This window comes from Enterobacter sp. C3_dUdeg (genome assembly GCF_057536195.1).
This window is the reverse complement of the sequence record NZ_BAAKFX010000015.1, coordinates 29999-54515: the sequence shown is the minus strand read 5'-3', so window position 1 is coordinate 54515 and position 24517 is coordinate 29999. Positions and strand designations below refer to the sequence as shown.

The window sequence follows — 24517 nt, the reverse complement described above, 5'->3', positions numbered from 1 at the left end:
AGGATACCCTGATGCGCAGTTATCGCATCAGGGTATCGCAAGCGGGTTTTTAGTTCAGCACAAACTTCTCGATGGCATAAGCCACGCCGTCTTCGAGGTTGGATTTGGTCACGAAGTTAGCCACTTCTTTCACCGATGGGATCGCGTTATCCATCGCCACGCCCATACCGGCGAATTCAATCATCGCGATGTCATTTTCCTGGTCGCCCAGCGCCATGATCTCGTCCTGTTTAATGCCCAGCGCATCGGCCAGTGATTTGACACCGGTGCCTTTATTGACGCGTTTATCGAGGATTTCGAGGAAGTACGGTGCACTTTTCAGCACGGTGTACTTCTCTTTTACCTCCGCCGGAATGCGCGCAATCGCTTTATCCAGGATCTCCGGCTCGTCGATCATCATTACTTTCAGGAACTGCGTCGCCGGGTCCATTTTCTCCGCTTCACAGAACACCAGCGGAATGGTCGCAACGTAGGATTCATGTACCGTGTAGTAGCTGATATCGCGGTTGGCGGTATAGAGCGTATTGCGATCGAGCGCGTGGAAGTGGGAACCCACTTCACGGGACAGTTTTTCCAGGAACAGATAGTCTTCGTAGCTCAGCGCGGTTTGCGCAACCGTACTGCCATCTGCGGCTTTCTGCACCAGCGCGCCGTTATAGGTGATGCAGTAGTCGCCCGGCTGATTCATGTGCAGCTCTTTCAGGTAGCTGTGTACACCCGCATACGGACGTCCCGTGGTCAGGACCACATTCACGCCCTTAGCGCGCGCCGCGGCGATCGCGTTTTTAACGGCTGGAGAGATGGTGTGGTCTGGCAGCAGCAGCGTGCCGTCCATGTCGATTGCAATGAGTTTGATAGCCATGAGTTCCCCGGAATAAATGAGTGCTGCCTCATGCTAACGCGATTAAGCACACAAAAATAGAGCTATATTGCGCAACAGGAATGCCCCTTTTACGCTTATTCCGGGGAACGAAGGCTTACTCGCGGGTGAGCACAATTTTACCGAACGCGCCGCGATCCAGATGTTCAAACGCCTGTTCAAGCTCGTTAAAACGGTAGCGATGCTCAATCACCGGCTTCAGCCCCGTGACGTCAACAGCGCGGACAAAATCTTCCAGCGCCCGGCGGTGCCCCACGCCAATCCCCTGAATGACGGGGGATTTCAGCAGCAGTTCGCCAGCAGAGAGGGTAATCTCCGTCCCGGCGAGCACGCCAATGACGGAGATACGTCCGTGAACGGCAACGGCGCGCAGGGAATGCTTCAGGTTCTCTCCACCGACGGTTTCGATAATATGGTCGATACCGCGATCCTGCGTGAGCGTCAGCGTATTTTCAGCCCAGTCGCCTTTCAGCCGGTTGATTCCGTGGCTGGCCCCCAGCGTTTTGGCCAGCGCCAGTTTCTCATCGCTCCCCGAGGTGACAAACACCTCCGCGCCGTGCGCTTTTGCAATCTGAAGGGCGAAGATCGCCACGCCGCCCGTGCCCTGCACCAGCACCGATTGCCCGGCGCGCAGCTGGCCGCGCTCCACCAGCGCAAACCAGGCGGTAAGCCCTGCGCAGGGTAAGGTGCTGGCCTCGGCGTCATCCAGGGTCTCCGGAGAGGCCACCAGCGCGTCTTCCTTCAAAATCACATACTCGGACAGCATGCCCTGGAAGTATCCACCGGACGTTTTATAGGGCAGATTGCGCGCGTCCGCCTGCGGCTTACCGTCGATCCACTCCGGGAAGAAGGTTGAGATGACGCGCGCGCCGGGCTGGAAGCGCGTAACGCCTTCACCAATGCTGTCCACCACGCCCGCCATGTCAGACGCCGGGGTAAACGGGAAGGAAAGCGGGATCGGCATTGTGCCTTCAACAACCATTTTATCGCGATAGTTAAGCGCAACGGCATTTACCCTTACGCGCACTTCACCCGGACCTGGCTGTGGAACGGGCGCCTGAGTCAGCTGGAGGTTCTCGCGCCCGAGGGCATCCATGGACCAGCGTTGCATTGTCTCTGTCATTTTATTTCTCCTGCCATCAGATAAGCTTTAGTCCTGACAGTCTACCGTTGACTAAAGGTCGCCAGTGGCGATAAGTTTTCTCTTTATTGACGCCATAACAGATACAATCCATGACCGATACGCTGAAGGATATTCCTGTTTTCGTGGCCGCCGTTGAGGCGGGAAGTTTCGCGCAGGCCGCGATTCGCCTGCATTTGTCACGTTCGGCGGTCGGAAAAAGCATCGCTCGCCTCGAACAGCGGCTTGGGGTACGTCTTTTTCAGCGCACCACCCGCAGCCAGAGTCTGACCGATAACGGCGCCCTTTTTTATGAACGCTGTCTGCGCGCGCTGGAGGAGATTCGGGGTGCGGAATCGCTGCTTGAAACGGGGAAACAGCAGGTCAGCGGCCGCCTGCGCGTTTCCATGCCGGTGCTGTTTGGTCGCCAGTGCGTCGCCCCCTTGCTGATAGCGCTGGCGCAGGAACACCCCGGGCTTGAACTGGAAATGTCATTCAGCGACCGCGTGGTGGATCTGGTTGAGGAGGGGTTTGATATGGCGGTGCGTAACGGCACGCTTCAGGACAGCAGCGTGCTGGTCGCCAGAAAGCTGGGAGAACACCGCATGGTGCTGTGCGCCGCGCCGGAGTATCTGCTGAAGAAAGGCCAGCCACAAAGCGTTAATGATTTATCCCAGCATACGGCCATTAACTATTTGAGCGCAGGCAGAGTGTTGTCCTGGCAGCTGATGGATAACGAAGGAACGTCGCACACCTTTACACCCCGATCGTCGCTCAATATGGATGATTTGCAGGCGATCTGCGACGCCGCGCTGGCCGGACACGGCATTGCATGGCTGCCCTGCTGGATGGTCGTCAAAGATATTCACCAGGGTAAACTCGTCCCGCTCCTGAAGCAGGCACCGGATGTGCATTTCAACGTTCATGCGGTGTGGCAGCAGACGCCGCATCTGCCGCTGAGGGTAAGAATAGCGATAGATACGCTGGCGAGCCGTTTACCGGCAGCGATGTCACTGGACCTTCCAGCGCCCATAAAAAAGCCGCGCTAAAAGCGCGGCCAGTTATCGTGCGGTATAACGACGATTAAATATCGATATTTGCCGCTTTCAGGGCGTTCTCTTCGATGAAGGCACGACGTGGTTCAACCGCATCGCCCATCAGGGTCGTGAACAGCTGGTCCGCGGCAATCGCGTCCTTAACGGTCACGCGCAGCATGCGGCGGCTTTCCGGATCCATGGTGGTTTCCCACAGCTGGTCCGGGTTCATTTCGCCCAGACCTTTATAGCGCTGGATCGCAAGACCACGACGAGACTCTTTCACCAGCCAGTCCAGCGCCTGCTCGAAGCTGGCTACCGGCTGACGACGTTCGCCACGCTCGATGAACGCATCGTCTTCGATCAGGCCACGCAGCGTCTCGCCGAGCGTGCAGATACGACGGTATTCCGGACCGGTCACAAACTCGTGCTCCAGCGGATAGTCGGTGTCAACGCCGTGGGTACGCACGCGAATAATAGGCTCGAACTGCTTATCGGCGTTCTGCTGGATATCGCATTTCCACATGCTGCCGTGCTGCTCTTTTTCGTTCAGATCGGTCACCAGGGCATTCACCCAGCGGGTCACGGTCTGCTCGTCGCTCAGATCGGCTTCGGTCAGGGTTGGCTGATAAACCAGCTCCTTCAGCAGCGTTTTCGGATAACGGCGTTCCATACGCGTAATCATTTTCTGCGTGGCGTTGAACTCGGAAACCAGACGCTCCAGCGGCTCACCGGCCAGTGCAGGGGCGTGCGAGTTCGCGTGCAGGGTTGCGCCATCAAGGGCGATTGCGATTTGGTACTGATCCATCGCTTCGTCGTCTTTAATGTACTGTTCCTGCTTGCCTTTCTTCACCTTGTACAGCGGCGGCTGTGCAATGTAGACGTGGCCACGCTCAACGATTTCAGGCATCTGACGATAGAAGAAGGTCAACAGCAGCGTACGAATGTGTGAGCCGTCGACGTCCGCATCGGTCATGATGATGATGCTGTGGTAGCGCAGTTTGTCCGGGTTGTACTCATCACGGCCGATGCCGCAGCCCAGCGCGGTGATGAGCGTCGCCACTTCCTGAGAAGAGAGCATCTTGTCGAAACGGGCTTTCTCAACGTTGAGGATTTTACCCTTCAGCGGCAGGATAGCCTGATTCTTACGGTTACGGCCCTGCTTCGCAGAACCGCCCGCGGAGTCCCCTTCCACGAGGTACAGTTCGGACAGCGCCGGGTCACGTTCCTGGCAGTCAGCCAGTTTGCCCGGCAGGCCAGCTAAGTCCAGCGCGCCTTTACGACGGGTCATTTCACGGGCTTTACGCGCCGCTTCACGGGCACGCGCCGCATCGATAATTTTACCCACCACGATTTTCGCGTCGGACGGGTTTTCCAGCAGGTATTCGCTCAGCAGTTCGTTCATCTGCTGTTCAACCGCCGATTTCACCTCGGAAGAGACCAGCTTGTCTTTGGTCTGTGAGGAGAACTTCGGATCCGGCACCTTCACGGAGACAACGGCAATCAGGCCTTCACGGGCGTCATCACCGGTGGCGCTGACTTTCGCTTTCTTGCTGTAGCCTTCTTTGTCCATGTAGGCGTTCAGGGTACGGGTCATCGCCGCACGGAAGCCTGCAAGGTGCGTACCGCCGTCACGCTGTGGAATATTATTGGTGAAGCAGTAGATGTTTTCCTGGAAACCGTCGTTCCACTGCAGCGCCACTTCCACACCGATACCGTCTTTTTCGGTGGAGAAGTAGAAGATATTCGGGTGAATAGGCGTTTTGTTCTTGTTCAGATACTCAACGAACGCTTTGATACCACCTTCGTAATGGAAGTGGTCTTCTTTGCCGTCACGCTTGTCGCGCAGGCGAATAGAGACGCCGGAGTTCAGGAACGACAGTTCACGCAGGCGTTTCGCCAGGATGTCGTACTCGAATTCGGTGACGTTGGTGAAGGTTTCATGGCTCGGCCAGAAACGCACCATGGTACCGGTTTTGTCGGTATCGCCGGTAACGGCCAGCGGTGCCTGCGGCACGCCGTGCGTATAGAGCTGACGGTGAATTTTGCCTTCTCGCTGGATAACCAGCTCCAGCTTCTGCGACAGGGCGTTAACCACGGAGACGCCTACGCCGTGCAGGCCGCCGGAAACTTTATAGGAGTTATCGTCAAACTTACCGCCTGCGTGCAGCACGGTCATGATCACTTCCGCGGCAGAGACGCCCTCTTCCGGGTGAATACCGGTTGGGATGCCACGACCATCATCGGTGACGGAGACGGAGTTGTCCGCATGGATGGTGACCACGATGTCTTTACAGTGACCCGCGAGCGCTTCGTCGATAGCGTTATCTACCACCTCGAATACCATGTGGTGCAGACCGGTGCCGTCATCCGTGTCGCCGATATACATACCCGGGCGCTTACGCACCGCATCCAGCCCTTTCAGGACTTTGATACTGGAGGAGTCATAAGAATTCGACATCAACGTTTCTCGCTCATTTCAACTTGGGTTAATCCGTTATTTTACCCTTTTCCACGGTAAACATCTTCGAATTTTCGTCCGACATGTCTATAACGTGTTCAGCGCTAATGGCGCTGACGAAAACCTGCGACTGAGTGGCTTTTAAGCGGCTGGCAAGCAGCCCGCGCCGCGCGTCGTCAAGTTCCGAGGCAAAATCATCTATCAGGTACAGGCAGCGTCTTCCGCTCTCGCGTGTGAGAAACTCTCCCTGTGCCAGGCGCAGCGCACACATCAGGAGCTTGAGCTGCCCGCGCGACAGCGTGTCTTCCACCGGTGCACCGTCGGCACGAATGCGGAAATCCGCCTTGTGCGGGCCGTGCGCGGTGTAGGTCAACATGCGGTCACGCTCGAAGCTTCTCTCTAACACCTCGGCATAATCCGTCTCTTTCTCCCAGCCGCGCTGGAAAGAGAAGGTGAGAGAGAACTCGGGTAAAAACTGTTTGCAGGTGTCGGCCATATCTTCGGCGATACCTGCGCTGTATTCGGCACGCCAGTTGCTGATTTGTTCCGCGAGAGGGATTAACTCCATGTCCCACGGACGCAGCTGGGCGTAACGGGTAACCTGGCGCAGTGCAGCGTTACGCTGCTTGAGCAGACGCTTCAGGTTGCTCCAGGCGTTAAAGAAACCGGCTTCGTTGTGAAAGCATCCCCAGTCGAGGAACGCTCTTCTGTATTTGGGGCCGCCGTTGAGTAAAGTAAACCCCTCCGGCGTAATCAGCTGCATTGGCATCAGCAGCGCCAGCTCCGCCACTTTATGGCCGTCGGTGCCGTCGATGCGCACCTTGCTGTCGCCCTGCTTGTCTTTGGTCAGGCCGATCGCGGTTTCCCGCTCCGCTCCCTGCAAACGCCCGTGCAGGACAAAGGATTCCTGCTCGTGGCGAATGACGCGACCAATCTGCAAACTGCGAAACGCCCGACCGTGGCCGAGCGTATAGATGGCCTCAAGCACGCTGGTTTTGCCGCTGCCGTTTGCGCCAACCAGGAAGTTAAAGCCAGGGGATAAAGCGAGATCCGCGCTTTCAATATTGCGAAAGTCGCGGATCAACAGACGGGTGAGCGACATTACAGTCTCATTGGCATGACAACATAAGCAGCCGACTGTGATGCGGCATCTTCAATCTGTACGCTTGAAACGGAGTCGGTCAGTAGAATGCGCACGTTTTCGCATTTCAGCGCATTCAGCACATCCAGCACGTAGCTGACGTTAAAGCCGATTTCCATCTCGGTTCCGGCGTAGGTGACGTCCAGAATCTCTTCTGCCTCTTCCTGCTCCGGGTTGTTAGCGGTGATTTTGATCTGGTTTTCACTCACGTACAGGCGCACGCCGCGGAATTTCTCGTTGGAGAGAATGGCCGCACGGGCAAAGGCCTGCTTGAGGCTATCGCAGCCCGCTTCCAGCGTTTTGTCCGGGTTCTTCGGCAATACGCGGCGATAATCCGGGAAACGACCGTCAACCAGCTTAGACGTGAAGACAAAATCGCCCACGTGTGCGCGGATGTTGTTGCTGCCGATCTGCACGCGCAGCGGCGTGTCGCCGCCGTCGAGCATACGCATCAGCTCAATCACCCCTTTACGCGGCACGATCACCGAATGGTTTGGCAGCGCGTCGCCAATCGGCATAGAACAGACCGCCAGACGGTGGCCGTCGGTGGCTACGGTACGCAGCTCTTCACCTTCGGTTTCGAACAGCATGCCGTTTAAGTAGTAACGGACGTCCTGATGCGCCATGGAGAACTGCGTGGCTTCAATCAGACGCTTCATCGTCGCCTGCGGCAGGGTGAATTCAACTTCGCTCTGCCAGTCGTCCAGGTTCGGGAAGTCCGCAGCAGGCAGCGTGGAGAGCGAGAAACGGCTGCGGCCAGAGCGCACCAGCATACGGTCGCCTTCCAGCTGCACGGCGATTTCAGCGCCTTCCGGCAGCCCGCGGCAGATATCAAAGAATTTACGTGCCGGAACCGTGGTCGCGCCCGCGTCGTGCGGCTGCGTCAGCGTAACGCGCGCGATCATTTCCATTTCCAGATCTGTACCGGTCAGCGACAGCGTACCGTCCGCGACCTGAAGCAGCAGGTTTCCGAGAATAGGCAGCGTTGGGCGGCCACCTAATGGGCCACTCACCTGTTGCAGCGGTTTTAATAAATGTTCACGTTCAACGGTAAATTTCATAGCGTCACGATGATAATGTTCTGATTAAATTGGAAAAATCTTCTTTTATGTCGTGGCTTTCTTCGCGTAACTGCTCAATCTTACGACAAGCGTGCAGCACGGTCGTATGGTCACGGCCACCAAACGCATCTCCGATTTCCGGCAGACTGTGGTTGGTTAACTCCTTTGCCAGCGCCATCGCCATCTGACGCGGACGCGCCACCGAGCGGGAACGACGTTTAGACAGTAAATCTGCCACTTTGATCTTGTAGTACTCAGCCACCGTCTTTTGAATATTGTCGATAGTGACCAGTTTTTCCTGCAATGCCAGCAAATCGCGCAGCGCTTCACGCACAAAATCGATGGTGATCGCACGACCGGTGAAGTTGGCATTGGCGATAACGCGGTTCAGCGCCCCTTCCAGCTCACGCACGTTGGAGCGCAGACGCTTGGCAATGAAGAACGCCACTTCGCCCGGCAGGCGAATGTCGTTTTCATCGGCTTTCTTCATCAGGATCGCGACGCGGGTTTCCAGCTCCGGTGGCTCGATCGCCACGGTCAGGCCCCAGCCGAAGCGGGATTTCAGACGATCTTCAACACCGTTGATCTCTTTTGGATAACGATCCGAGGTCAAAATGATCTGCTGATTGCCTTCCAGCAGGGCATTAAAGGTGTGGAAAAACTCTTCCTGCGATCGTTCTTTATTGGCAAAGAACTGGATGTCATCGATGAGCAGCGCGTCAACAGAACGATAGTAGCGTTTAAACTCTTCGATCGCATTGTTTTGCAGGGCTTTTACCATGTCCTGAACGAAGCGTTCGGAGTGCATATACACCACTTTGGCATTGGGCTTGCGCGCCATAATGCCGTTACCCACCGCATGCAGCAGGTGCGTTTTACCCAGACCCGTGCCGCCATAAAGGAACAGCGGGTTGTAGGCCCCACCGGGGTTATCAGCAACCTGACGAGCCGCCGCGCGCGCCAGCTGGTTCGACTTACCTTCAACGAAGTTATCGAACGTGTGTTTCACGTTAACGTTAGAGCGGTAGGTTGGCTCAGCCGGTGCAGGGACATTATCCCAGCCCTGACGAGCGGGTGCGACGCGAGGGGCCGGAGCAGGCGCGGCCTGAGCAGGCGCTGCTACGTTCACGGTTTCACGGACGGTTTGGGTGACCGGCTTTGTGCCCACTTCAAAGCGCAGCTGCGGGGCATCTGACCCGCAGAAATCGTTCAGCAGTCCATTGATGTTATTAAGGTACTTGTCCCTTACCCAATCGAGCACAAAACGGTTTGGCGCATACAAAGCCAGCGTGTTATCGCTCAGTTCCGCCTGCAACGGGCGGATCCACATACTGAATTCTGTGGCTGGTAACTCATCCTGCAATCGGGCAAGACACTGCTGCCAAAGCGAAAGTGACACGGCGGACTCCACTCGAACAATAAAAGAAAACTATTGAATATTCATGATTGTTGGCGCACATCGACATGACCCTGTGCAAAAGGGTGATGTGCGAACCGCTATCTGCGGTTATACACTTCATCGTTCAAGCCGTCTCTGCGTTGGCTGCACTCGCTCGCCCCAGTCACGTACTTGTGTACGCTCCAGGGGACTCGCTCCTTTGCCGCCTTGATACAGCGTGAACGATTTTGTGTCATACCCGGCCAGGATCGCTGGATCCCGATCGGGACCGCGGATCATAGCCTAAACTGAGCCAGAGATCTTCTGTTTCTCACAGATTCTTCCCGATTTATCCACAGGAAGATCCGGAACCGGATAAGTGTAAACGATCCTGGCGCCAGTGCCCCACGATTTAGTCCGCATATTGGAAAAATTAATGAGCACAGACAATTTATTGCTTAAATGATCTAACGAAGATCCGGGACGATCCTTGCGCTTTGTTGGCGAGGCCGTATAATCCTCGACCCGGCGCGTGATGCTCATCTTCCTGCGTCGTCCGTTGCTCATTTTCCACGCGAAAACGTGCGGAAATACGCGGGAAATAAGGAAAGAGAATTGACTCCGGAGTGTACAATTATTACAATCCGGCCTCTTTAATCACCCACGCTGAGGCGTTAGTCGTTCGAAACTCGTTCGGGTATACGCAAAAGTCAGTGAATTTATTCAAGTTTAGGTAGAAATCGCCATGAAACGCACTTTTCAACCGTCTGTACTGAAGCGCAACCGTTCTCACGGCTTCCGTGCTCGTATGGCTACTAAAAATGGTCGTCAGGTTCTGGCACGTCGTCGTGCTAAAGGCCGCGCTCGTCTGACCGTTTCCAAGTAATAAAGCTAACCCCTGAGTGGTTAAGCTAGCATTTCCCAGGGAGTTACGTTTGTTAACTCCCGCTCATTTCACTTTCGTCTTCCAGCAGCCACTACGGGCTGGCACGCCGCAAATCACCATCCTCGGCCGCCAAAATTCGCTGGGGCATCCCCGCATCGGTCTCACAGTCGCCAAGAAAAATGTTAAGCGTGCGCATGAACGCAATCGGATTAAACGTCTGACGCGTGAAAGCTTCCGTTTACGTCAGCACGAACTGCCTTCAATGGATTTCGTGGTGGTGGCGAAGAAAGGGGTTGCCGACCTCGATAACCGTGCTCTCTCGGAAGCGTTGGAAAAATTATGGCGCCGCCACTGTCGCCTGGCTCACGGGTCCTGATAGCCCTCATTCGGGTCTATCAACGCCTGATTAGTCCGCTACTCGGGCCGCACTGCCGTTTCACACCAACATGCTCAAGCTACGGAATTGAGGCATTGCGCAGGTTTGGAGTGATAAAAGGCAGTTGGTTGACGGTGAAACGCGTATTAAAATGCCACCCTTTACACCCCGGTGGAGACGACCCCGTCCCCCCAGGACCCTTTGATACCAGAGAACACTAACGATGGATTCGCAACGCAATCTTCTTATCATCGCTTTGTTGTTCGTGTCTTTCATGATCTGGCAGGCATGGGAGCAGGATAAAAATCCTCAACCCCAGCAGCAGACCACGCAGACTACGACCACCGCAGCGGGTAGCGCCGCCGACCAGGGCGTACCGGCCAGTGGCCAGGGGAAACAGATTACGGTTAAGACCGATGTGCTTGAGCTGACAATCAACACCCGTGGTGGTGATGTTGAGCAGGCGCTGCTGTTGACCTACCCGAAAGAGCTGAAGTCTAACGAACCGTTCCAGTTACTGGAAACCACGCCTGAGTTTATCTACCAGGCGCAGAGCGGCCTGACCGGTCGTGATGGCCCGGATAACCCGGCTAACGGTGCGCGTCCACTGTATAACGTCGAGAGCGACACCTTTGTACTGGCTGATGGTCAGAACGAACTCGCGATCCCGATGACGTACACCGACGCCGCAGGCAACACCTTCACTAAAACCTTCACCCTGAAACGCGGTGAATATGCGGTGAACGTGGGCTACAGCGTACAGAACGCCAGTGCGAAACCGCTGGAACTGTCGACCTTTGGCCAGCTGAAGCAGTCCATCAATCTGCCGTCTCACCGTGACACCGGAAGCAGCAACTTTGCGCTGCATACCTTCCGTGGCGCGGCGTACTCCACGCCAGACGCGAAGTATGAGAAATACAAATTTGACACCATTGCCGATAACGAAAACCTGAACGTTAGTTCCAAAGGCGGTTGGGTTGCGATGCTGCAACAGTATTTCGCAACGGCCTGGATCCCAAACAACGACGGTACGAATAACTTCTATACCGCGAATCTGGGTAACGGTCTTGCAGCCATCGGCTACAAATCTCAGCCGGTTCTGGTTCAGCCGGGTCAAACCGGTAAGATGGCAAGCACCCTGTGGGTCGGCCCGGAAATTCAGGACAAAATGGCCGCTGTTGCGCCGCACCTGGATCTGACCGTTGATTACGGTTGGTTGTGGTTCATCTCTCAGCCGCTGTTTAAGCTGCTGAAGTTCATCCACAGCTTCCTGGGTAACTGGGGCTTCTCCATCATCGTTATCACCTTCATCGTTCGTGGCATCATGTACCCGCTGACTAAGGCGCAGTACACCTCCATGGCGAAGATGCGTATGCTGCAGCCGAAGATTGCGGCGATGCGTGAGCGTCTGGGCGATGACAAACAGCGTCAGAGCCAGGAAATGATGGCCCTGTATAAAGCAGAGAAAGTCAACCCACTGGGTGGTTGCTTCCCGCTGCTGATTCAGATGCCAATCTTCCTTGCGCTGTACTACATGCTGATGGGTTCCGTTGAGCTGCGCCATGCGCCGTTCGCACTGTGGATCCATGACCTGTCCGCACAGGACCCGTACTACATCCTGCCGATCCTGATGGGCGTGACGATGTTCTTCATCCAGAAGATGTCGCCGACCACCGTGACCGACCCGATGCAGCAGAAGATCATGACCTTTATGCCGGTCATCTTCACCGTGTTCTTCCTGTGGTTCCCGTCAGGTCTGGTGCTGTACTATATCGTCAGCAACCTGGTGACCATCATCCAGCAGCAGCTGATTTATCGTGGTCTGGAAAAACGTGGCCTGCATAGCCGCGAAAAGAAAAAGTCCTGATTCGGTAAGTTAACGCTAAAATAAGGGCGGTCGATTGACCGCCTTTTTTATTTGTATTGAACGAGACCAACCATGAGCCATAACGACACTATCGTCGCCCAGGCAACCCCACCGGGACGCGGTGGTGTAGGCATTCTGCGTATCTCCGGCCTGAAGGCGCGCGAGGTGGCCGAAGCGGTGCTGGGTAAACTGCCAAAGCCGCGCTACGCTGATTACCTGCCGTTCAAAGATACCGACGGCACGCCGCTGGACCAGGGCATTGCGCTGTGGTTCCCCGGCCCGAACTCCTTCACCGGCGAAGACGTGCTGGAGCTGCAGGGCCACGGCGGCCCGGTTATCCTCGACCTGCTGTTAAAACGTATCCTGACCCTGCCGGGCCTGCGCATTGCGAAGCCGGGCGAGTTCTCCGAGCGTGCCTTCCTCAACGACAAGCTCGACCTGGCGCAGGCAGAAGCGATTGCAGACCTGATCGACGCCAGTTCTGAACAGGCGGCCCGCTCCGCCCTGAACTCGCTGCAGGGGGCATTCTCCGCCCGCGTAAATCACCTTGTGGAAGCACTTACTCACCTGCGGATCTACGTGGAAGCGGCTATCGACTTCCCGGACGAGGAGATCGACTTCCTCTCTGACGGCAAAATCGAAGCGCAGCTCAACCAGGTGATGGCCGATCTCGACGCCGTTCGTGCCGAAGCGCGCCAGGGCAGCCTGCTGCGTGAAGGGATGAAGGTCGTTATCGCCGGACGTCCTAACGCCGGGAAATCGAGCCTGCTGAACGCCCTGGCGGGCCGTGAAGCGGCAATCGTCACCGACATTGCCGGCACCACCCGCGACGTGCTCCGCGAGCATATCCACATCGACGGGATGCCGCTGCACATTATTGATACCGCCGGCCTGCGCGATGCCAGCGACGAGGTTGAACGCATCGGTATCGAACGTGCCTGGCAGGAGATCGAGCAGGCAGACCGCGTGCTGTTTATGGTGGACGGCACCACGACCGACGCCGTTGACCCGGCAGAAATCTGGCCAGACTTTATCGCCCGTCTGCCGGCGAAACTGCCCATCACCGTGGTGCGTAACAAAGCGGACGTCACCGGCGAAACGTTGGGCATCAGCGATGTGAATGGTCACTCACTGATTCGCCTGTCGGCGCGTACCGGTGAAGGCGTTGACGACCTGCGCAACCATCTCAAGCAGAGCATGGGCTTTGACACCAGCATGGAAGGCGGCTTCCTCGCGCGTCGTCGCCACCTGCAGGCGCTGGAAGAGGCGGCAAACCACCTTGTTCAGGGTAAAGCGCAGCTGATCGGCGCGTGGGCGGGTGAACTGCTGGCGGAAGAGCTGCGTCTGGCGCAGCAGAATCTGAGCGAGATCACCGGGGAGTTTACGTCGGACGATCTGCTGGGACGGATCTTCTCAAGCTTCTGTATCGGTAAGTAATTCCCGCTAATCCATGGTGATTTCCTCTTGGGAAATCACCATTGTCCAAATGGCAACTCGCCTAATCTCTTTTCACCCCCTATCCTGCATGCCTGCATCTATGGGGGGTTTATGGCGCGTTTTCTGTTTTGTAGTTTCGCATTAGTTCTGCTTTATCCGTCCGGCATTGATATGTATCTGGTGGGATTGCCGCACATCGCCCGCGATCTGGGCGCCAGCGAAGCGCAGCTGCACATCGCGTTTTCGGCCTACCTCGCGGGGATGGCGTCGTCGATGGTGTTTGCCGGGAAGATTGCGGATAAGGCAGGCCGTCAGCCCGTCGCCATAACCGGCGCCATCATTTTTGCCCTGGCCTCTCTTCTCTGCTCACAGGCGCAAAACAGCACCTTGTTCCTGGCCGGACGGTTTATTCAGGGCATTGGAGCCGGTGGCTGCTACGTCGTCGCTTTTGCCATTTTGCGCGACACCTTAAGCGCCCAGCGTCGCGCCAAAGTGCTTTCGATGCTGAACGGTATTACCTGCATTATCCCGGTGCTGGCCCCGGTCGTGGGATATCTGATCATGCTGAAATTCCCGTGGCAGAGCCTGTTCTGGACCATGGCGGCGATGGGCGCGCTGGTGTTTATCCTGTCCATCGCCGTGCTGAAAGAGACCCACCCGGGCTCGCAGAATACCGGTCATACCGCAACCATTCACCCAGCCGAGAAACTGCTTAACCGATTTTTCCTCAGTCGTCTGGCCGTGACCACGTTAAGCGTGGCGGTGATCCTGACCTATGTAAACGTTTCCCCGGTTTTACTGATGGAAACCATGGGCTTCGATCGGGGTGAGTATTCAACGGTGATGGCATTAACCGCCATGGTCAGTATGGCAGTCTCGTTCTCGACTCCCTTTGCGCTAAATGTTTTCAGCCAGCGCACGTTGATGCTGACCTCACAGGTTTTATTCCTCACGGCTGGCGCGATCCTGGCAACCACCAGCTCGCATGCGGTGATGCTGGCCGGCATTACCCTCATTTGCGCCGGGTTCTCGGTTGGCTTTGGCGTGGCGATGAGTCAGGCGCTTGGCCCCTTCTCGCTGCGGGCAGGCGTGGCAAGCTCGGTGCTGGGGATTGCTCAGGTCTGCGGCTCGTCGCTGTGGATTTGGCTGGCGGCGGTCATTGGGCTTAACGCGCTGAATATGCTGATCGGGGTTCTGATTGGCTGTAGCATACTGTGCATCACCTTACTTATGGTCATCCAGCCCGCGGCGCATTATGAAGAAGCCCATCAGCAGTCTCGATCTTAATCTCCTGCTTTGCCTGCAGCTTTTGCTGCAGGAGCGCAGCGTCACCAAAGCGGCGAAGCGGATGAACGTGACGCCGTCTGCGGTGAGTAAATCGCTGGCCAAGCTGCGTGACTGGTTTGACGACCCGCTGTTTGTCAAAACGCCGTTGGGGCTGCTGCCGACCCCGCTGACGGTAAGCCTCGAGCAGGATTTGGCTGACTGGATGCAAATCGGCAACCAGATCCTCGATAAATTCCACCATGATTCCCCGGGCGGGCTAACGTTCGTGCTGGCCGCCGAAACGCCGTTGATGCTGATCCGCTTTAACGCCCTGCTGGAGCAGGTGAACCAGCGCTATCCGCAGGCTACGGTGAAGATGCGTCACTGGGATTACGACTCGCTGGACGCCATTACGCGTGGAGAGGTGGATCTGGGATTCACCGGACGCGAAACGCACCCGCGCTCGCGTGAATTGCTGAAGCTAATGCCGTGGTTCATCGACTATGAGATCCTGTTCAGCGACCGTCCGTGCGTGTATCTGCGTGAGGATCACCCCGCGCTACAGGACGAATGGAACCTCGAGACCTTCCTGCGCTACCCGCACATCAGCATCTTCTGGGAACGCAGCGAAACCTGGGCACTGGACGAAGTGCTAAAGGAGATGGGTCGGGAGAGAAACATTGCCATGAGCGTGCCGGGTTTTGAGCAGTCGATGTTTATGGCGGCGCAGCCCGGCCATAACTATATCGCCACGGCTCCGCACTACTGCCATCACTACAATCAACTCCACCAGCGGAAGCTGATCGCGCTGCCCATTCCCATTGACGAAGCGCAGGCTGAAAAGCTTACCGTTCCCTTCACGCTGATCTGGCATAAACGAAACAGCCATAATCCGAAAATCCTCTGGCTGCGGGAAACCATCAAGGCGCTGTACGGTGCCAGCGATCCAATTTTTGCCTAAGAAAATGTAAAGTTCGGTCCTGAGGCTTCTCTTACTCCCATTTACTGATTAAAACAGGAGTCAAGTTAAGCGATAATCATGTAACCGTTTAACCGATTACGACCATTATCAAGGAGCGAAAAATGGCTACGCACTTTGCAAGAGGGATACTTACGGAAGGACGTCTCGTATCGGCAAGAATTTCTTCAGCCTGTCACAGTGAAGCACTTACTCTCCCGGAACACCGCAGAACGCGGTTTTTAGCGTCCAGAGCGCTTCTGGCAGAACTGATGTTTATGCTGTACGGCACCAGCGAGCTGCCGGACATCATTACCCAGCCCGAAGGCCGCCCGGTCTTTGCCGACCCGGACCTCCCTCGTTTTTCGATTGCCTACGCGGGCAATATCATTGGCGTCGCGCTGACCACCGAAGGGGATTGTGGGCTGGATATGGAACTTCAGCGCGCGACGCGCAGCTTCCATGGCGGTAATGCGCATGAAGACTATCCGCTCTCCAGCAATGAGAAGCTGTGGGTACGCAACCAGAACGATCCTGTCGAAGCCCGAGCCCAGCTCATTACCCTGCGCCAGAGCATTCGCAAGCTCTGTGGATGCGCCTCAGACGACGCCAGCCTGCTGCAGCTGCTGCCAGGCTCCGGACGTCTGCGTGCCACTCAGGCCACACTGGTAGAGGCGCTCAGCGACGCAGAGGATGTGCTCATTTGGTCCATTGCGGTTACCCCCGCCATCGAACGCATGAAAATCTGGGAATTTGACAGCCAACAGGGATGGCGTAGCCTTCCTGATGTGCCCGAGCGTGCCAACGAGCCCGCCGCACGCCTGATGCGTTTAACCAGTTTACCGGCAGAAAAAGCATTCACCCTTAGCTGATCCAATCAGGGTCATCATGATGAAACAGGAGTAATCATGTCTGATACGTTGAAAGTAGTTACGTTACTGGGAAGCCTGCGCAAAGGTTCATTTAACGGGATGGTTGCCCGCACGCTGCCACAGCTGGCACCGGCAGGAATGGACATTAGCGCCCTGCCGTCTATTGGCGATATTCCGCTCTATGACGCTGACGTACAGCAAGAAGAGGGTTTTCCGCAGAGCGTTGAGGCGCTGGCAGAGCAGATCCGCCAGGCCGACGGCGTGGTCATCGTCACGCCGGAGTACAACTATTCGGTTCCGGGTGGCCTGAAGAATGCCATCGACTGGCTGTCCCGCTTACCTGAGCAGCCGCTGGCAGGCAAGCCGGTGCTGATCCAGACCAGCTCAATGGGCGCGATTGGCGGCGCGCGCTGCCAGTATCATCTGCGCCAGATCCTGGTGTTCCTGGATGCGATGGTCATGAACAAGCCGGAATTTATGGGTGGTGTGATTCAGAACAAGGTCGACCCGCAAACGGGTGAAGTGGTGGATCAGAGCACGCGCGATCATCTGTCTGGCCAGCTGACGGCGTTTGGGGATTATATTAAGCGGGTGAAGGCTTAAGCTTATTGCAGCCTGATGCCCTCACCCTGGCCCTCTCCCACGGGGAGAGGGAACAAACATTAAAGCCCTTTTCGAAGAAAAGGGCTTGCTGTTTATTTGGCGTCAATAAACACAATCTTCAGCACAAACAGCAGCGCCACAACGATGACGCAAGGGCTGAGGTCGCGGAAGCGGCCGGTACCGATCTTCATTACGCAGTAAGAGATAAAGCCCAGCGCGATACCTTCGGTAATCGAGAAGCTGAACGGCATCATCACGGCGGTAATAAACGCCGGCACCGCTTCGGTTAAATCATCCCACTTCACGCGTGACAGGCTGGAGGTCATCAGCACCCCCACATAGATCAGCGCGCCGGCTGCCGCATACGGAGGAACCATACCCGCCAGCGGAGAGAGGAAGATCACCAGCAGGAACAGAATACCCACAACCACCGCCGTCAGGCCGGTACGGCCGCCCACGGACACGCCGGAAGACGATTCAATGTACGCGGTAACGGACGAGGTTCCGATAAAAGCACCGGTCACAGAGGAGACGCTGTCCACAAACAGCGCTTGCTTCATGCGCGGGAATTTCCCTTTTTCATCCGCCAGGCCCGCTTTGTCGGTCACGCCAATCAGCGTGCCGGAGGAGTCAAACAGGTTGACCAGCATGAAGGAGAAAATCACGCCAGCCAGGCCCAGGTTCAGGGAACCCGCCAGATCGACGTGACCAATCACGGTAGATACGCTCGGTGGCGCGGAGACGATACCGTTATAGTGAACGTCGCCCAGCATCCAGCCAAGCAGGGTGGTGACAACGATGGACACCAGCACCGCCGCGTGAATATTACGGGAAGCCAGGATCGCGATGATAAAGAAGCCCAGCACGCCCAGCAGCACGTTATGAGAGGTCAGGTGACCGATGCTCACCAGCGTATCCGGGTTCGCCACGATAACGCCGGCGTTTTTCAGCCCCATCATACCGATGAACAGACCAATACCGCTGGTGATGCCCACGCGCAGGCTCACGGGAATGTTTGCAATCATCCAGTAACGCACGCGGAAAATGGTCAGCAGCAGCAGGCCAACCGCGCCCCAGAAGATGGCGCCCATGCCAACCTGCCACGGCAGACCCATCGCCTGAACAACCACGAACGCGAAGAACGCATTCAGGCCCATTGCCGGTGCCAGCGCAACAGGCAGGTTAGCGAACACACCCATCAGGATGCTGCCAAGAGCCGCGATCAGACAGGTTGTCACGAAGACGGCGCTGGTATCCATGCCAGCGACGCCCAGAATTTGAGGGTTCACAAAAACGATATAGACCATCGTCAGGAAGGTGGTGAAACCAGCGATCACTTCGGTGCGTGCCGTTGTGCCGTGCTCGCGCAGTTTAAAAACGCGCTCAAGCAGACCCTGACCAGATGTCTGGGTAGTGTGTTGTTGACTCATCATCAATTCCGAACAAGGAGGGAAAATTCGTCGCTATCCTATACCAAAATGCGACAATAGTGGCGGTTACGTGATACTTTTTTCATTGATTTTGCTTATACGGCAACGATTGCGTGCCGGCGAACTGCCGTACGTAAACGTTAAACTTGTTAAAAGGGAAAGGCATGTCCGGAATTGAAGCGGTATTTTTCGACTGCGACGGTACGCTGGTCGACAGTGAGGTCATTTGTTCCCGCGCGTATGTCACCATGTTCCAGGAATTTGGCATTACGCTGGAACTCGAAGAGGTGTTTAAACGCTTTAAGGGCGTAAAGCTCTACGAGATCATCGACATCATTAACGAAGAACACGGTGTTGATCTGGCGAAAGCCGATCTGGAACCGGTGTACCGCGCCGAGGTCGCACGCCTGTTCGACTCCGAACTGGAGGTTATCTCCGGAGCTAACGCGTTGCTGGATGCGATGACGGTGCCGGTCTGCGTCGTCTCTAACGGCCCGGTCAGCAAAATGCAGCACTCGCTGGGCAAGCTTGAGATGTTGCACCATTTCCCGGAAAAACTGTTCAGCGGCTACGATATCCAGCGCTGGAAGCCAGACCCGGCGCTGATGTTCCATGCGGCAAAAGCGATGAACGTCAACGTAGAGAACTGTATTCTGGTGGATGACTCGTCTGCGGGCGCGCAGTCGGGGATTGATGCGGGGATGGAGGTGTTTTACTTCTGCGCCGACCCGCACAACAAGCCGATCGATCATCCCAATGTCACGACCTTTACCGATCTGGCGCAGCTGCCAGCGCTGTGGAAGGCGCGCGGGTGGGATATTACTCGCTGAGTTTTCCCCTCACCCCGACCCTCTCCCCTGGGGAGAGGGAGAAAACCGAATTGTCCCCTCTCCCTGTGGGAGAGGGTTAGGGTGAGGGTAAAATCACTCTTTCGGATCTTTACCCGCCAGCAGCTTGTCCAGCTCGTCGCCGCCCACGTGACGGAAGTCCTGACCTTTCACGAAGTAGAAGATGTATTCGCAAATGTTCTGGCAGCGGTCGCCGATACGCTCAATAGAGCGCGCGCAGAACAGGGCGGTCAGTACGCTTGGGATCGTACGTGAATCTTCCATCATGTAGGTCATCAGCTGACGCACGATGCCTTCATACTCCTGGTCGACCTTCTTGTCTTCACGGTAGATACGCACCGCTTCGTCCAGGTCCATACGCGCAAAGGCATCCAGCACATCGTGCAGCATCTGCACGGTGTGGCGGCCCAGCGACTCCAGGCTCACCAGCAGCGGCTGGTGCTGTTGAGAGAACTTCTCCAGCGCGGTGCGGCAGATTTTATCCGCAACGTCACCAATACGCTCCAGCTCGGCGATGGTTTTGATGATCGCCATCACCAGACGCAGGTCGCTCGCCGTCGGCTGACGTTTCGCGATAATGCGCACGCAGGCCTCGTCGATAGCGACTTCCATCATGTTGACGTTTTTGTCGCCTTCAATGACGCGCTTCGCCAGCTCGCTGTCCTGGTTGTGCATTGCCGTAATCGCATCAGAAAGCTGCTGCTCGACCATGCCGCCCATGGTCATTACCTGGGTGCGAATGCTTTCCAGCTCTGCGTTGAACTGGCCGGAAATGTGTTTATTAAGATTGAGGTTGTCCATGGTTTCTCCACATGCACTAAGGCAAATCAACCGTAGCGGCCAGTAATATAATCTTCGGTTTGTTTCTTCGCGGGCCTGGTGAACAGCGCGTCCGTATCGCTGAACTCAATCAACTCGCCCAGGTACATAAACGCCGTGTGATCGGAACAACGCGCAGCCTGCTGCATGTTATGGGTCACGATAACCACGGTGTAATCCTGCTTCAGCTCGGTGATCAGCTCTTCAATACGGCCGGTTGAGATCGGGTCCAGCGCTGAACACGGCTCATCCAGCAGCAACACTTCCGGGCGAATAGCAATACCGCGCGCAATGCACAGACGCTGCTGCTGACCACCGGAGAGAGAGTAACCGCTCTGGTGCAACTTATCTTTGGTTTCGTTCCATAATGCGGCCTTGGTCAAAGCCCACTGCACGCGCTCGTCCATATCGGCACGGGAGAGTTTTTCAAACAGACGCACGCCAAACGCGATGTTGTCGTAAATGGACATCGGGAACGGCGTTGGTTTCTGGAACACCATCCCCACTTTGGCGCGCAGCAGGGCGATATCCTGAGCCTGGGTCAGAATGTTTTCACCGTCCAGGATGATTTCACCCTCAGCGCGCTGCTCCGGATAGAGCGAATACATTTTGTTAAAGGTGCGCAGCAGCGTGGATTTCCCACAGCCGGACGGACCGATAAATGCCGTGACCTGGTTCTTCGCGATATCCAGGTTGATGTTCTTCAGGGCATGGAATTTGCCGTAGTAGAAGTTCAAATCACGAACCTGAATCTTACCCGGGGCAGTATCAACCATACTCATTGACTCATTTCCTCATTCGGCGCCGCGAGCTGCCGCGCCGTAAAAAATTAACCGTGTTTCTTCTTCGCGAAAATGACGCGCGCCAGAATGTTCAGCAACAGTACGCAAAGGGTAATGATCAGCACTCCGGCCCAGGCCAGCTGCTGCCATTCCGCGAATGGGCTCATCGCAAATTTAAAGATCGTCACCGGCAGGTTGGCGATCGGCTGCATCATGTCCGTGCTCCAGAACTGGTTGGAGAGAGACGTAAACAGCAGCGGCGCCGTTTCACCCGCGATACGCGCAACCGCCAGCAGGATACCGGTCATGATCCCGGAAACAGACGCCTTCAGCGTAATTGCAGAGATCATCTTCCATTTCGGCGTACCCAGCGCATAAGCCGCTTCGCGCAGGCTGTCCGGCACCAGTTTCAGCATGTTCTCGGTGGTACGAATAACAATCGGCACCTGCAGCAGCGCCAGGGCAATCACACCCGCCCAGCCCGAGAAGTGTTCCATCTGCGCCACCACCACGGTGTAAACAAACAGACCCACGACGATAGAAGGTGCAGACAGCAGAATGTCGTTGATGAAGCGAATGACTTCGGCCAGCCAGGATTTACGACCGTATTCAGCCAGGTAGATACCCGCCATGATGCCCAGCGGCGTGCCGAAGACCGTCGCCCAGAGGATCAGCAAGCCGCTGCCCGCCAGGGCATTCGCCAGGCCACCACCCGCCGTGTTCGGCGGTGGCGTCATTTCGGTGAAAAGCGACAGTGACATCCCGTCAATCCCGCGAACGACCGTCGAGAAGAGGATCCAGACCAGCCAGAACAGGCCGAACGCCATTGTCGCCATAGAGAGCGACAGGGCAATACGGTTTTTCATGCGGCGTCTGGCCTGCATTTTGCGGCGGGATTCCGCCAGTTCAGCGGTAGCTTGCATTTCGAGAGTTGCCATTAGCGTGCCCCCTCATTTTTAGCGAGGCGCATAATCATCAGCTTGGAAATCGCCAGAACAATAAAGGTGATAACAAACAGAATCAGACCCAGCTCCATCAGCGCCGCCACGTGCAGCCCCGATTCCGCTTCCGCAAATTCATTCGCCAGCGCCGAGGTAATACTGTTACCCGGCATGTAGAGCGACGCGCTGTCGAGCTGGTAGGTGTTACCGATGATAAAGGTGACCGCCATGGTTTCACCCAGCGCACGACCCAGGCCCAGCATCACGCCCCCGATCACCCCATTTTTGGTGAACGGAAGGACAATGCGCCAGATAACTTCCCAGGTGGTGCAGCCGATGCCGTAGGCCGACTCTTTCATCATCACCGGCGTTTGTTCGAAGACATCGCGCATAACCGCCGCAATGTACGGAATAATCATGATGGCGAGGATCACACCTGCCGCCAGAATGCCGATACCGAAAGCCGGGCCAGAGAACAGGGCCCCCACAAACGGAATGGCGGAAAGCACGTTACCGACCGGTTCCTGGAAATACGTTGCGAACAGCGGAGCAAAGATGAACAGGCCCCACATGCCGTAAACGATACTTGGAATAGCCGCCAGCAGTTCGATGGCAATACCCAGCGGGCGTCGCAGCCAGCCCGGTGCCAGCTCCGTCAGGAACAGGGCAATACCAAAGCTCACCGGAACCGCAATCAGCAGGGCGATGAACGAGGTCACCAGCGTGCCGTAAATCGGTACCAGGGCACCGTAGATATCGTTCGGCGCGTCCCACTCTTTGGTCCACAGGAAGGAAAAACCGAATTTCTGGATGCTCGGCCATGAGGAGAAAATCAGAGACACGATAATGCCGCCCAGCAGCAATAGCACAATCAGCGCAGCCAGTTTCACCAGCGCGCTGAAAATCATGTCACCTTTTTTACCCGGAGGGTTAAATGCAGGCTTGGTTGCAGCCATAAATTACTCTTCTGTTTGAGACGTTTTTACGAATATGCCCGGTGGCGCTGACGCTTACCGGGCCTACAGCTTAAACCGTAGGGCGGGTAAGCATAGCGCCACCCGCCATCTTCGTTAAATATATCCTGTTAGTACAGCGCTTTACCGCTGCTGTCTTTCACGTTGGTTTTCCATGCAGCGCGAATCTGCTCAACCACGTTGTCCGGCAGGGTGGCGTAATCCAGGGCGTTAGCCTGTTTGCCGCCGTTTTTGTACGCCCAGTCGAAGAACTTCAGCACTTCGGCGCCCTGCTCAGGTTTCTTCTGCTCTTTGTGAACCAGGATGAAAGTGGTAGAGGTGATTGGCCATGCACCTTCGCCTTTCTGGTTAGTCAGATCCTGCGCGAAGGATTTGCTCCAGTCAGCGCCTTTCGCCGCGTTAGCAAAGTTCTCTTCGGTCGGGCTAACCGGTTTGCCGTCGGCTGAAACCAGTTTGGTGTAGGACAGGTTGTTCTGCTTGGCGTACGCATATTCTACGTAACCAATTGAGCCAGGCAGACGCTGTACGAACGCGGCGATACCGTCGTTACCCTTACCGCCCAGACCGGTTGGCCAGTTAACGGTAGAGCCGGAGCCGACTTTAGATTTCCACTCTTCGTTCACTTTTGCCAGGTAGCTGGTGAACACGAAAGAGGTACCGGAACCATCCGCGCGGCGAACCACGGCGATGTTCTGAGAAGGCAGCTTCAGGCCTGGGTTGAGTTTAGCGATCGCTTCGTCATCCCATTTTTTGATTTTGCCCAGGTAGATGTCACCCAGCGTTTTGCCGTCCAGCACCAGCTCACCCGACTTCACGCCCGGCAGGTTGATGGCCAGAACCACACCACCGATCACGGTAGGGAACTGGAACAGGCCTTCCTGAGCCAGTTTGTCATCAGACAGCGGAGCGTCTGATGCGCCGAAATCAACAGTGTTCGCGGTAATTTGTTTAACGCCACCGGAGGAGCCGATACCCTGATAGTTAACCTTGTTACCGGTTTCTTTCTGGTAGGTATCCGCCCATTTGGCATACACCGGCGCAGGGAAGGTTGCACCAGCGCCAGTCAGGCTTGCTTCTGCAAATACAGAGAACGCGCTCAGAGATAAGGTCGCGGCGACAACAGTTGCGACAGTGGTACGCATAACTTTCATAATGTCTCCTGCAAGATTTTCGTAAATCGTTGTTTAGTGGCTACGATGAGCAAAATAGGACAAACAGGTGACAGATAAATGTACGAATTATGACAGTTTTATGACAACGTAAATTTCACTTAAAAACAAGCAAAAGAAAGCTTATTTTTCATCGCGTTAGCCGCTTTTATGACAGGACGTTTTCAGAAATATTTTCTTTATGTGACACTGAAAAAAGTAGCTGAAGATGACA

23 protein-coding genes are annotated in these 24517 nt (G+C 56.0%); 11 read left to right on the top strand and 12 right to left on the bottom strand.

The genetic code is table 11. The features are described 5' to 3' along the window. Positions 1-49: 49 nt before the first annotated feature. Both yidA and AC27FC_RS21300 read right to left on the bottom strand, forming a co-directional pair. On the bottom strand, positions 50-862 hold the full coding sequence (yidA, locus tag AC27FC_RS21305; protein ID WP_094935443.1) for a sugar-phosphatase: 813 nt from the start codon (positions 860-862) through the stop codon (positions 50-52). 115 nt (positions 863-977) lie between these two features. Then, positions 978-2003 carry a zinc-dependent alcohol dehydrogenase family protein gene (locus AC27FC_RS21300; RefSeq protein ID WP_232960326.1) on the bottom strand — a complete coding sequence of 342 codons (1026 nt, stop codon included), beginning with the start codon at positions 2001-2003 and terminating at the stop codon, positions 978-980. A gap of 110 nt (positions 2004-2113) precedes the next feature. Here AC27FC_RS21300 and AC27FC_RS21295 point away from each other — a divergent pair, with 110 nt between their 5' ends. Further along, positions 2114-3049 carry a LysR family transcriptional regulator gene (locus tag AC27FC_RS21295; RefSeq protein ID WP_033144355.1) on the top strand — a complete coding sequence of 312 codons (936 nt, stop codon included), beginning with the start codon at positions 2114-2116 and terminating at the stop codon, positions 3047-3049. A 34-nt stretch (positions 3050-3083) separates the two neighbouring features. Here AC27FC_RS21295 and gyrB read toward each other — a convergent pair whose 3' ends face one another. The 4 genes from gyrB to dnaA are packed head-to-tail and all read right to left on the bottom strand — an operon-like array spanning position 3084 to position 9096. Next, a complete protein-coding gene (gyrB, locus tag AC27FC_RS21290) occupies positions 3084-5495 on the bottom strand; it encodes a DNA topoisomerase (ATP-hydrolyzing) subunit B (protein ID WP_023333933.1) in 2412 nt (803 codons plus the stop codon). Positions 5496-5523: 28 nt separating this feature from the next. Next, the gene (gene recF / locus AC27FC_RS21285) at positions 5524-6597 is read right to left on the bottom strand and encodes a DNA replication/repair protein RecF (protein ID WP_023309805.1); all 1074 of its coding nucleotides are present in this window, start codon (positions 6595-6597) and stop codon (positions 5524-5526) included. After that, entirely contained in the window at positions 6597-7697 is a 1101-nt protein-coding gene (gene dnaN, locus AC27FC_RS21280; RefSeq protein WP_023309804.1) for a DNA polymerase III subunit beta, read from the bottom strand. Before dnaN ends, recF begins: the two co-directional genes overlap by 1 nt. A gap of 4 nt (positions 7698-7701) precedes the next feature. Beyond that, positions 7702-9096: a chromosomal replication initiator protein DnaA gene (dnaA, locus tag AC27FC_RS21275; protein WP_010426558.1), complete on the bottom strand. Its 1395-nt coding sequence runs from the start codon at positions 9094-9096 to the stop codon at positions 7702-7704. Between the two features lie 724 nt (positions 9097-9820). On the opposite strand from dnaA, the gene rpmH reads away from it, so the two are divergent. The 9 genes from rpmH to AC27FC_RS21230 all read left to right on the top strand — a co-directional run bounded on the left by rpmH (position 9821) and on the right by AC27FC_RS21230 (position 17340). Then, a complete protein-coding gene (gene rpmH, locus AC27FC_RS21270; protein WP_000831330.1) occupies positions 9821-9961 on the top strand; it encodes a 50S ribosomal protein L34 in 141 nt (46 codons plus the stop codon). 16 nt (positions 9962-9977) lie between these two features. Beyond that, on the top strand, positions 9978-10337 hold the full coding sequence (rnpA, locus tag AC27FC_RS21265) for a ribonuclease P protein component (RefSeq protein WP_032640303.1): 360 nt from the start codon (positions 9978-9980) through the stop codon (positions 10335-10337). Further along, positions 10301-10558, top strand: a complete 258-nt coding sequence (gene yidD, locus AC27FC_RS21260) for a membrane protein insertion efficiency factor YidD (RefSeq protein ID WP_001307474.1) — start codon at positions 10301-10303, stop codon at positions 10556-10558. Before rnpA ends, yidD begins: the two co-directional genes overlap by 37 nt. Before the next feature lie 2 nt (positions 10559-10560). Beyond that, positions 10561-12204 (top strand): membrane protein insertase YidC, encoded by a 1644-nt coding sequence (yidC, locus tag AC27FC_RS21255; RefSeq protein ID WP_033144356.1) that lies wholly within the window; start codon positions 10561-10563, stop codon positions 12202-12204. A 72-nt stretch (positions 12205-12276) separates the two neighbouring features. Beyond that, positions 12277-13641, top strand: a complete 1365-nt coding sequence (mnmE, locus tag AC27FC_RS21250) for a tRNA uridine-5-carboxymethylaminomethyl(34) synthesis GTPase MnmE (protein ID WP_021242672.1) — start codon at positions 12277-12279, stop codon at positions 13639-13641. A gap of 111 nt (positions 13642-13752) precedes the next feature. Then, positions 13753-14928, top strand: coding sequence for an MFS transporter (locus AC27FC_RS21245; RefSeq protein ID WP_094935441.1), 1176 nt, complete (start codon positions 13753-13755; stop codon positions 14926-14928). Beyond that, complete coding sequence (gene yidZ / locus AC27FC_RS21240; RefSeq protein ID WP_069303444.1) at positions 14897-15868, top strand: HTH-type transcriptional regulator YidZ; 972 nt, start codon at positions 14897-14899, stop codon at positions 15866-15868. The genes AC27FC_RS21245 and yidZ overlap by 32 nt, the downstream gene beginning before the upstream one ends. A 122-nt stretch (positions 15869-15990) precedes the next feature. Next, positions 15991-16737 carry a 4'-phosphopantetheinyl transferase family protein gene (locus tag AC27FC_RS21235; RefSeq protein ID WP_069303443.1) on the top strand — a complete coding sequence of 249 codons (747 nt, stop codon included), beginning with the start codon at positions 15991-15993 and terminating at the stop codon, positions 16735-16737. A gap of 36 nt (positions 16738-16773) precedes the next feature. Next, positions 16774-17340 carry an NADPH-dependent FMN reductase gene (locus AC27FC_RS21230; protein WP_049015527.1) on the top strand — a complete coding sequence of 189 codons (567 nt, stop codon included), beginning with the start codon at positions 16774-16776 and terminating at the stop codon, positions 17338-17340. 92 nt (positions 17341-17432) lie between these two features. Here AC27FC_RS21230 and adeP read toward each other — a convergent pair whose 3' ends face one another. Beyond that, complete coding sequence (gene adeP, locus AC27FC_RS21225) at positions 17433-18770, bottom strand: adenine permease AdeP (RefSeq protein WP_023309797.1); 1338 nt, start codon at positions 18768-18770, stop codon at positions 17433-17435. 164 nt (positions 18771-18934) lie between these two features. Here adeP and yieH point away from each other — a divergent pair, with 164 nt between their 5' ends. Beyond that, positions 18935-19600 carry a 6-phosphogluconate phosphatase gene (gene yieH / locus AC27FC_RS21220; RefSeq protein WP_045888256.1) on the top strand — a complete coding sequence of 222 codons (666 nt, stop codon included), beginning with the start codon at positions 18935-18937 and terminating at the stop codon, positions 19598-19600. Between the two features lie 93 nt (positions 19601-19693). Here yieH and phoU read toward each other — a convergent pair whose 3' ends face one another. The 5 genes from phoU to pstS all read right to left on the bottom strand — a co-directional run bounded on the left by phoU (position 19694) and on the right by pstS (position 24285). Next, positions 19694-20419 (bottom strand): phosphate signaling complex protein PhoU, encoded by a 726-nt coding sequence (gene phoU, locus AC27FC_RS21215; protein WP_008500182.1) that lies wholly within the window; start codon positions 20417-20419, stop codon positions 19694-19696. Between the two features lie 26 nt (positions 20420-20445). Beyond that, on the bottom strand, positions 20446-21219 hold the full coding sequence (gene pstB, locus AC27FC_RS21210) for a phosphate ABC transporter ATP-binding protein PstB (RefSeq protein ID WP_010426574.1): 774 nt from the start codon (positions 21217-21219) through the stop codon (positions 20446-20448). 47 nt (positions 21220-21266) lie between these two features. After that, positions 21267-22157, bottom strand: coding sequence for a phosphate ABC transporter permease PstA (gene pstA / locus AC27FC_RS21205; protein ID WP_023309794.1), 891 nt, complete (start codon positions 22155-22157; stop codon positions 21267-21269). Next, a complete protein-coding gene (pstC, locus tag AC27FC_RS21200; protein ID WP_023309793.1) occupies positions 22157-23116 on the bottom strand; it encodes a phosphate ABC transporter permease PstC in 960 nt (319 codons plus the stop codon). Before pstC ends, pstA begins: the two co-directional genes overlap by 1 nt. Before the next feature lie 128 nt (positions 23117-23244). Then, positions 23245-24285 (bottom strand): phosphate ABC transporter substrate-binding protein PstS, encoded by a 1041-nt coding sequence (gene pstS, locus AC27FC_RS21195; RefSeq protein ID WP_008500186.1) that lies wholly within the window; start codon positions 24283-24285, stop codon positions 23245-23247. Positions 24286-24517 lie beyond the last annotated feature (232 nt).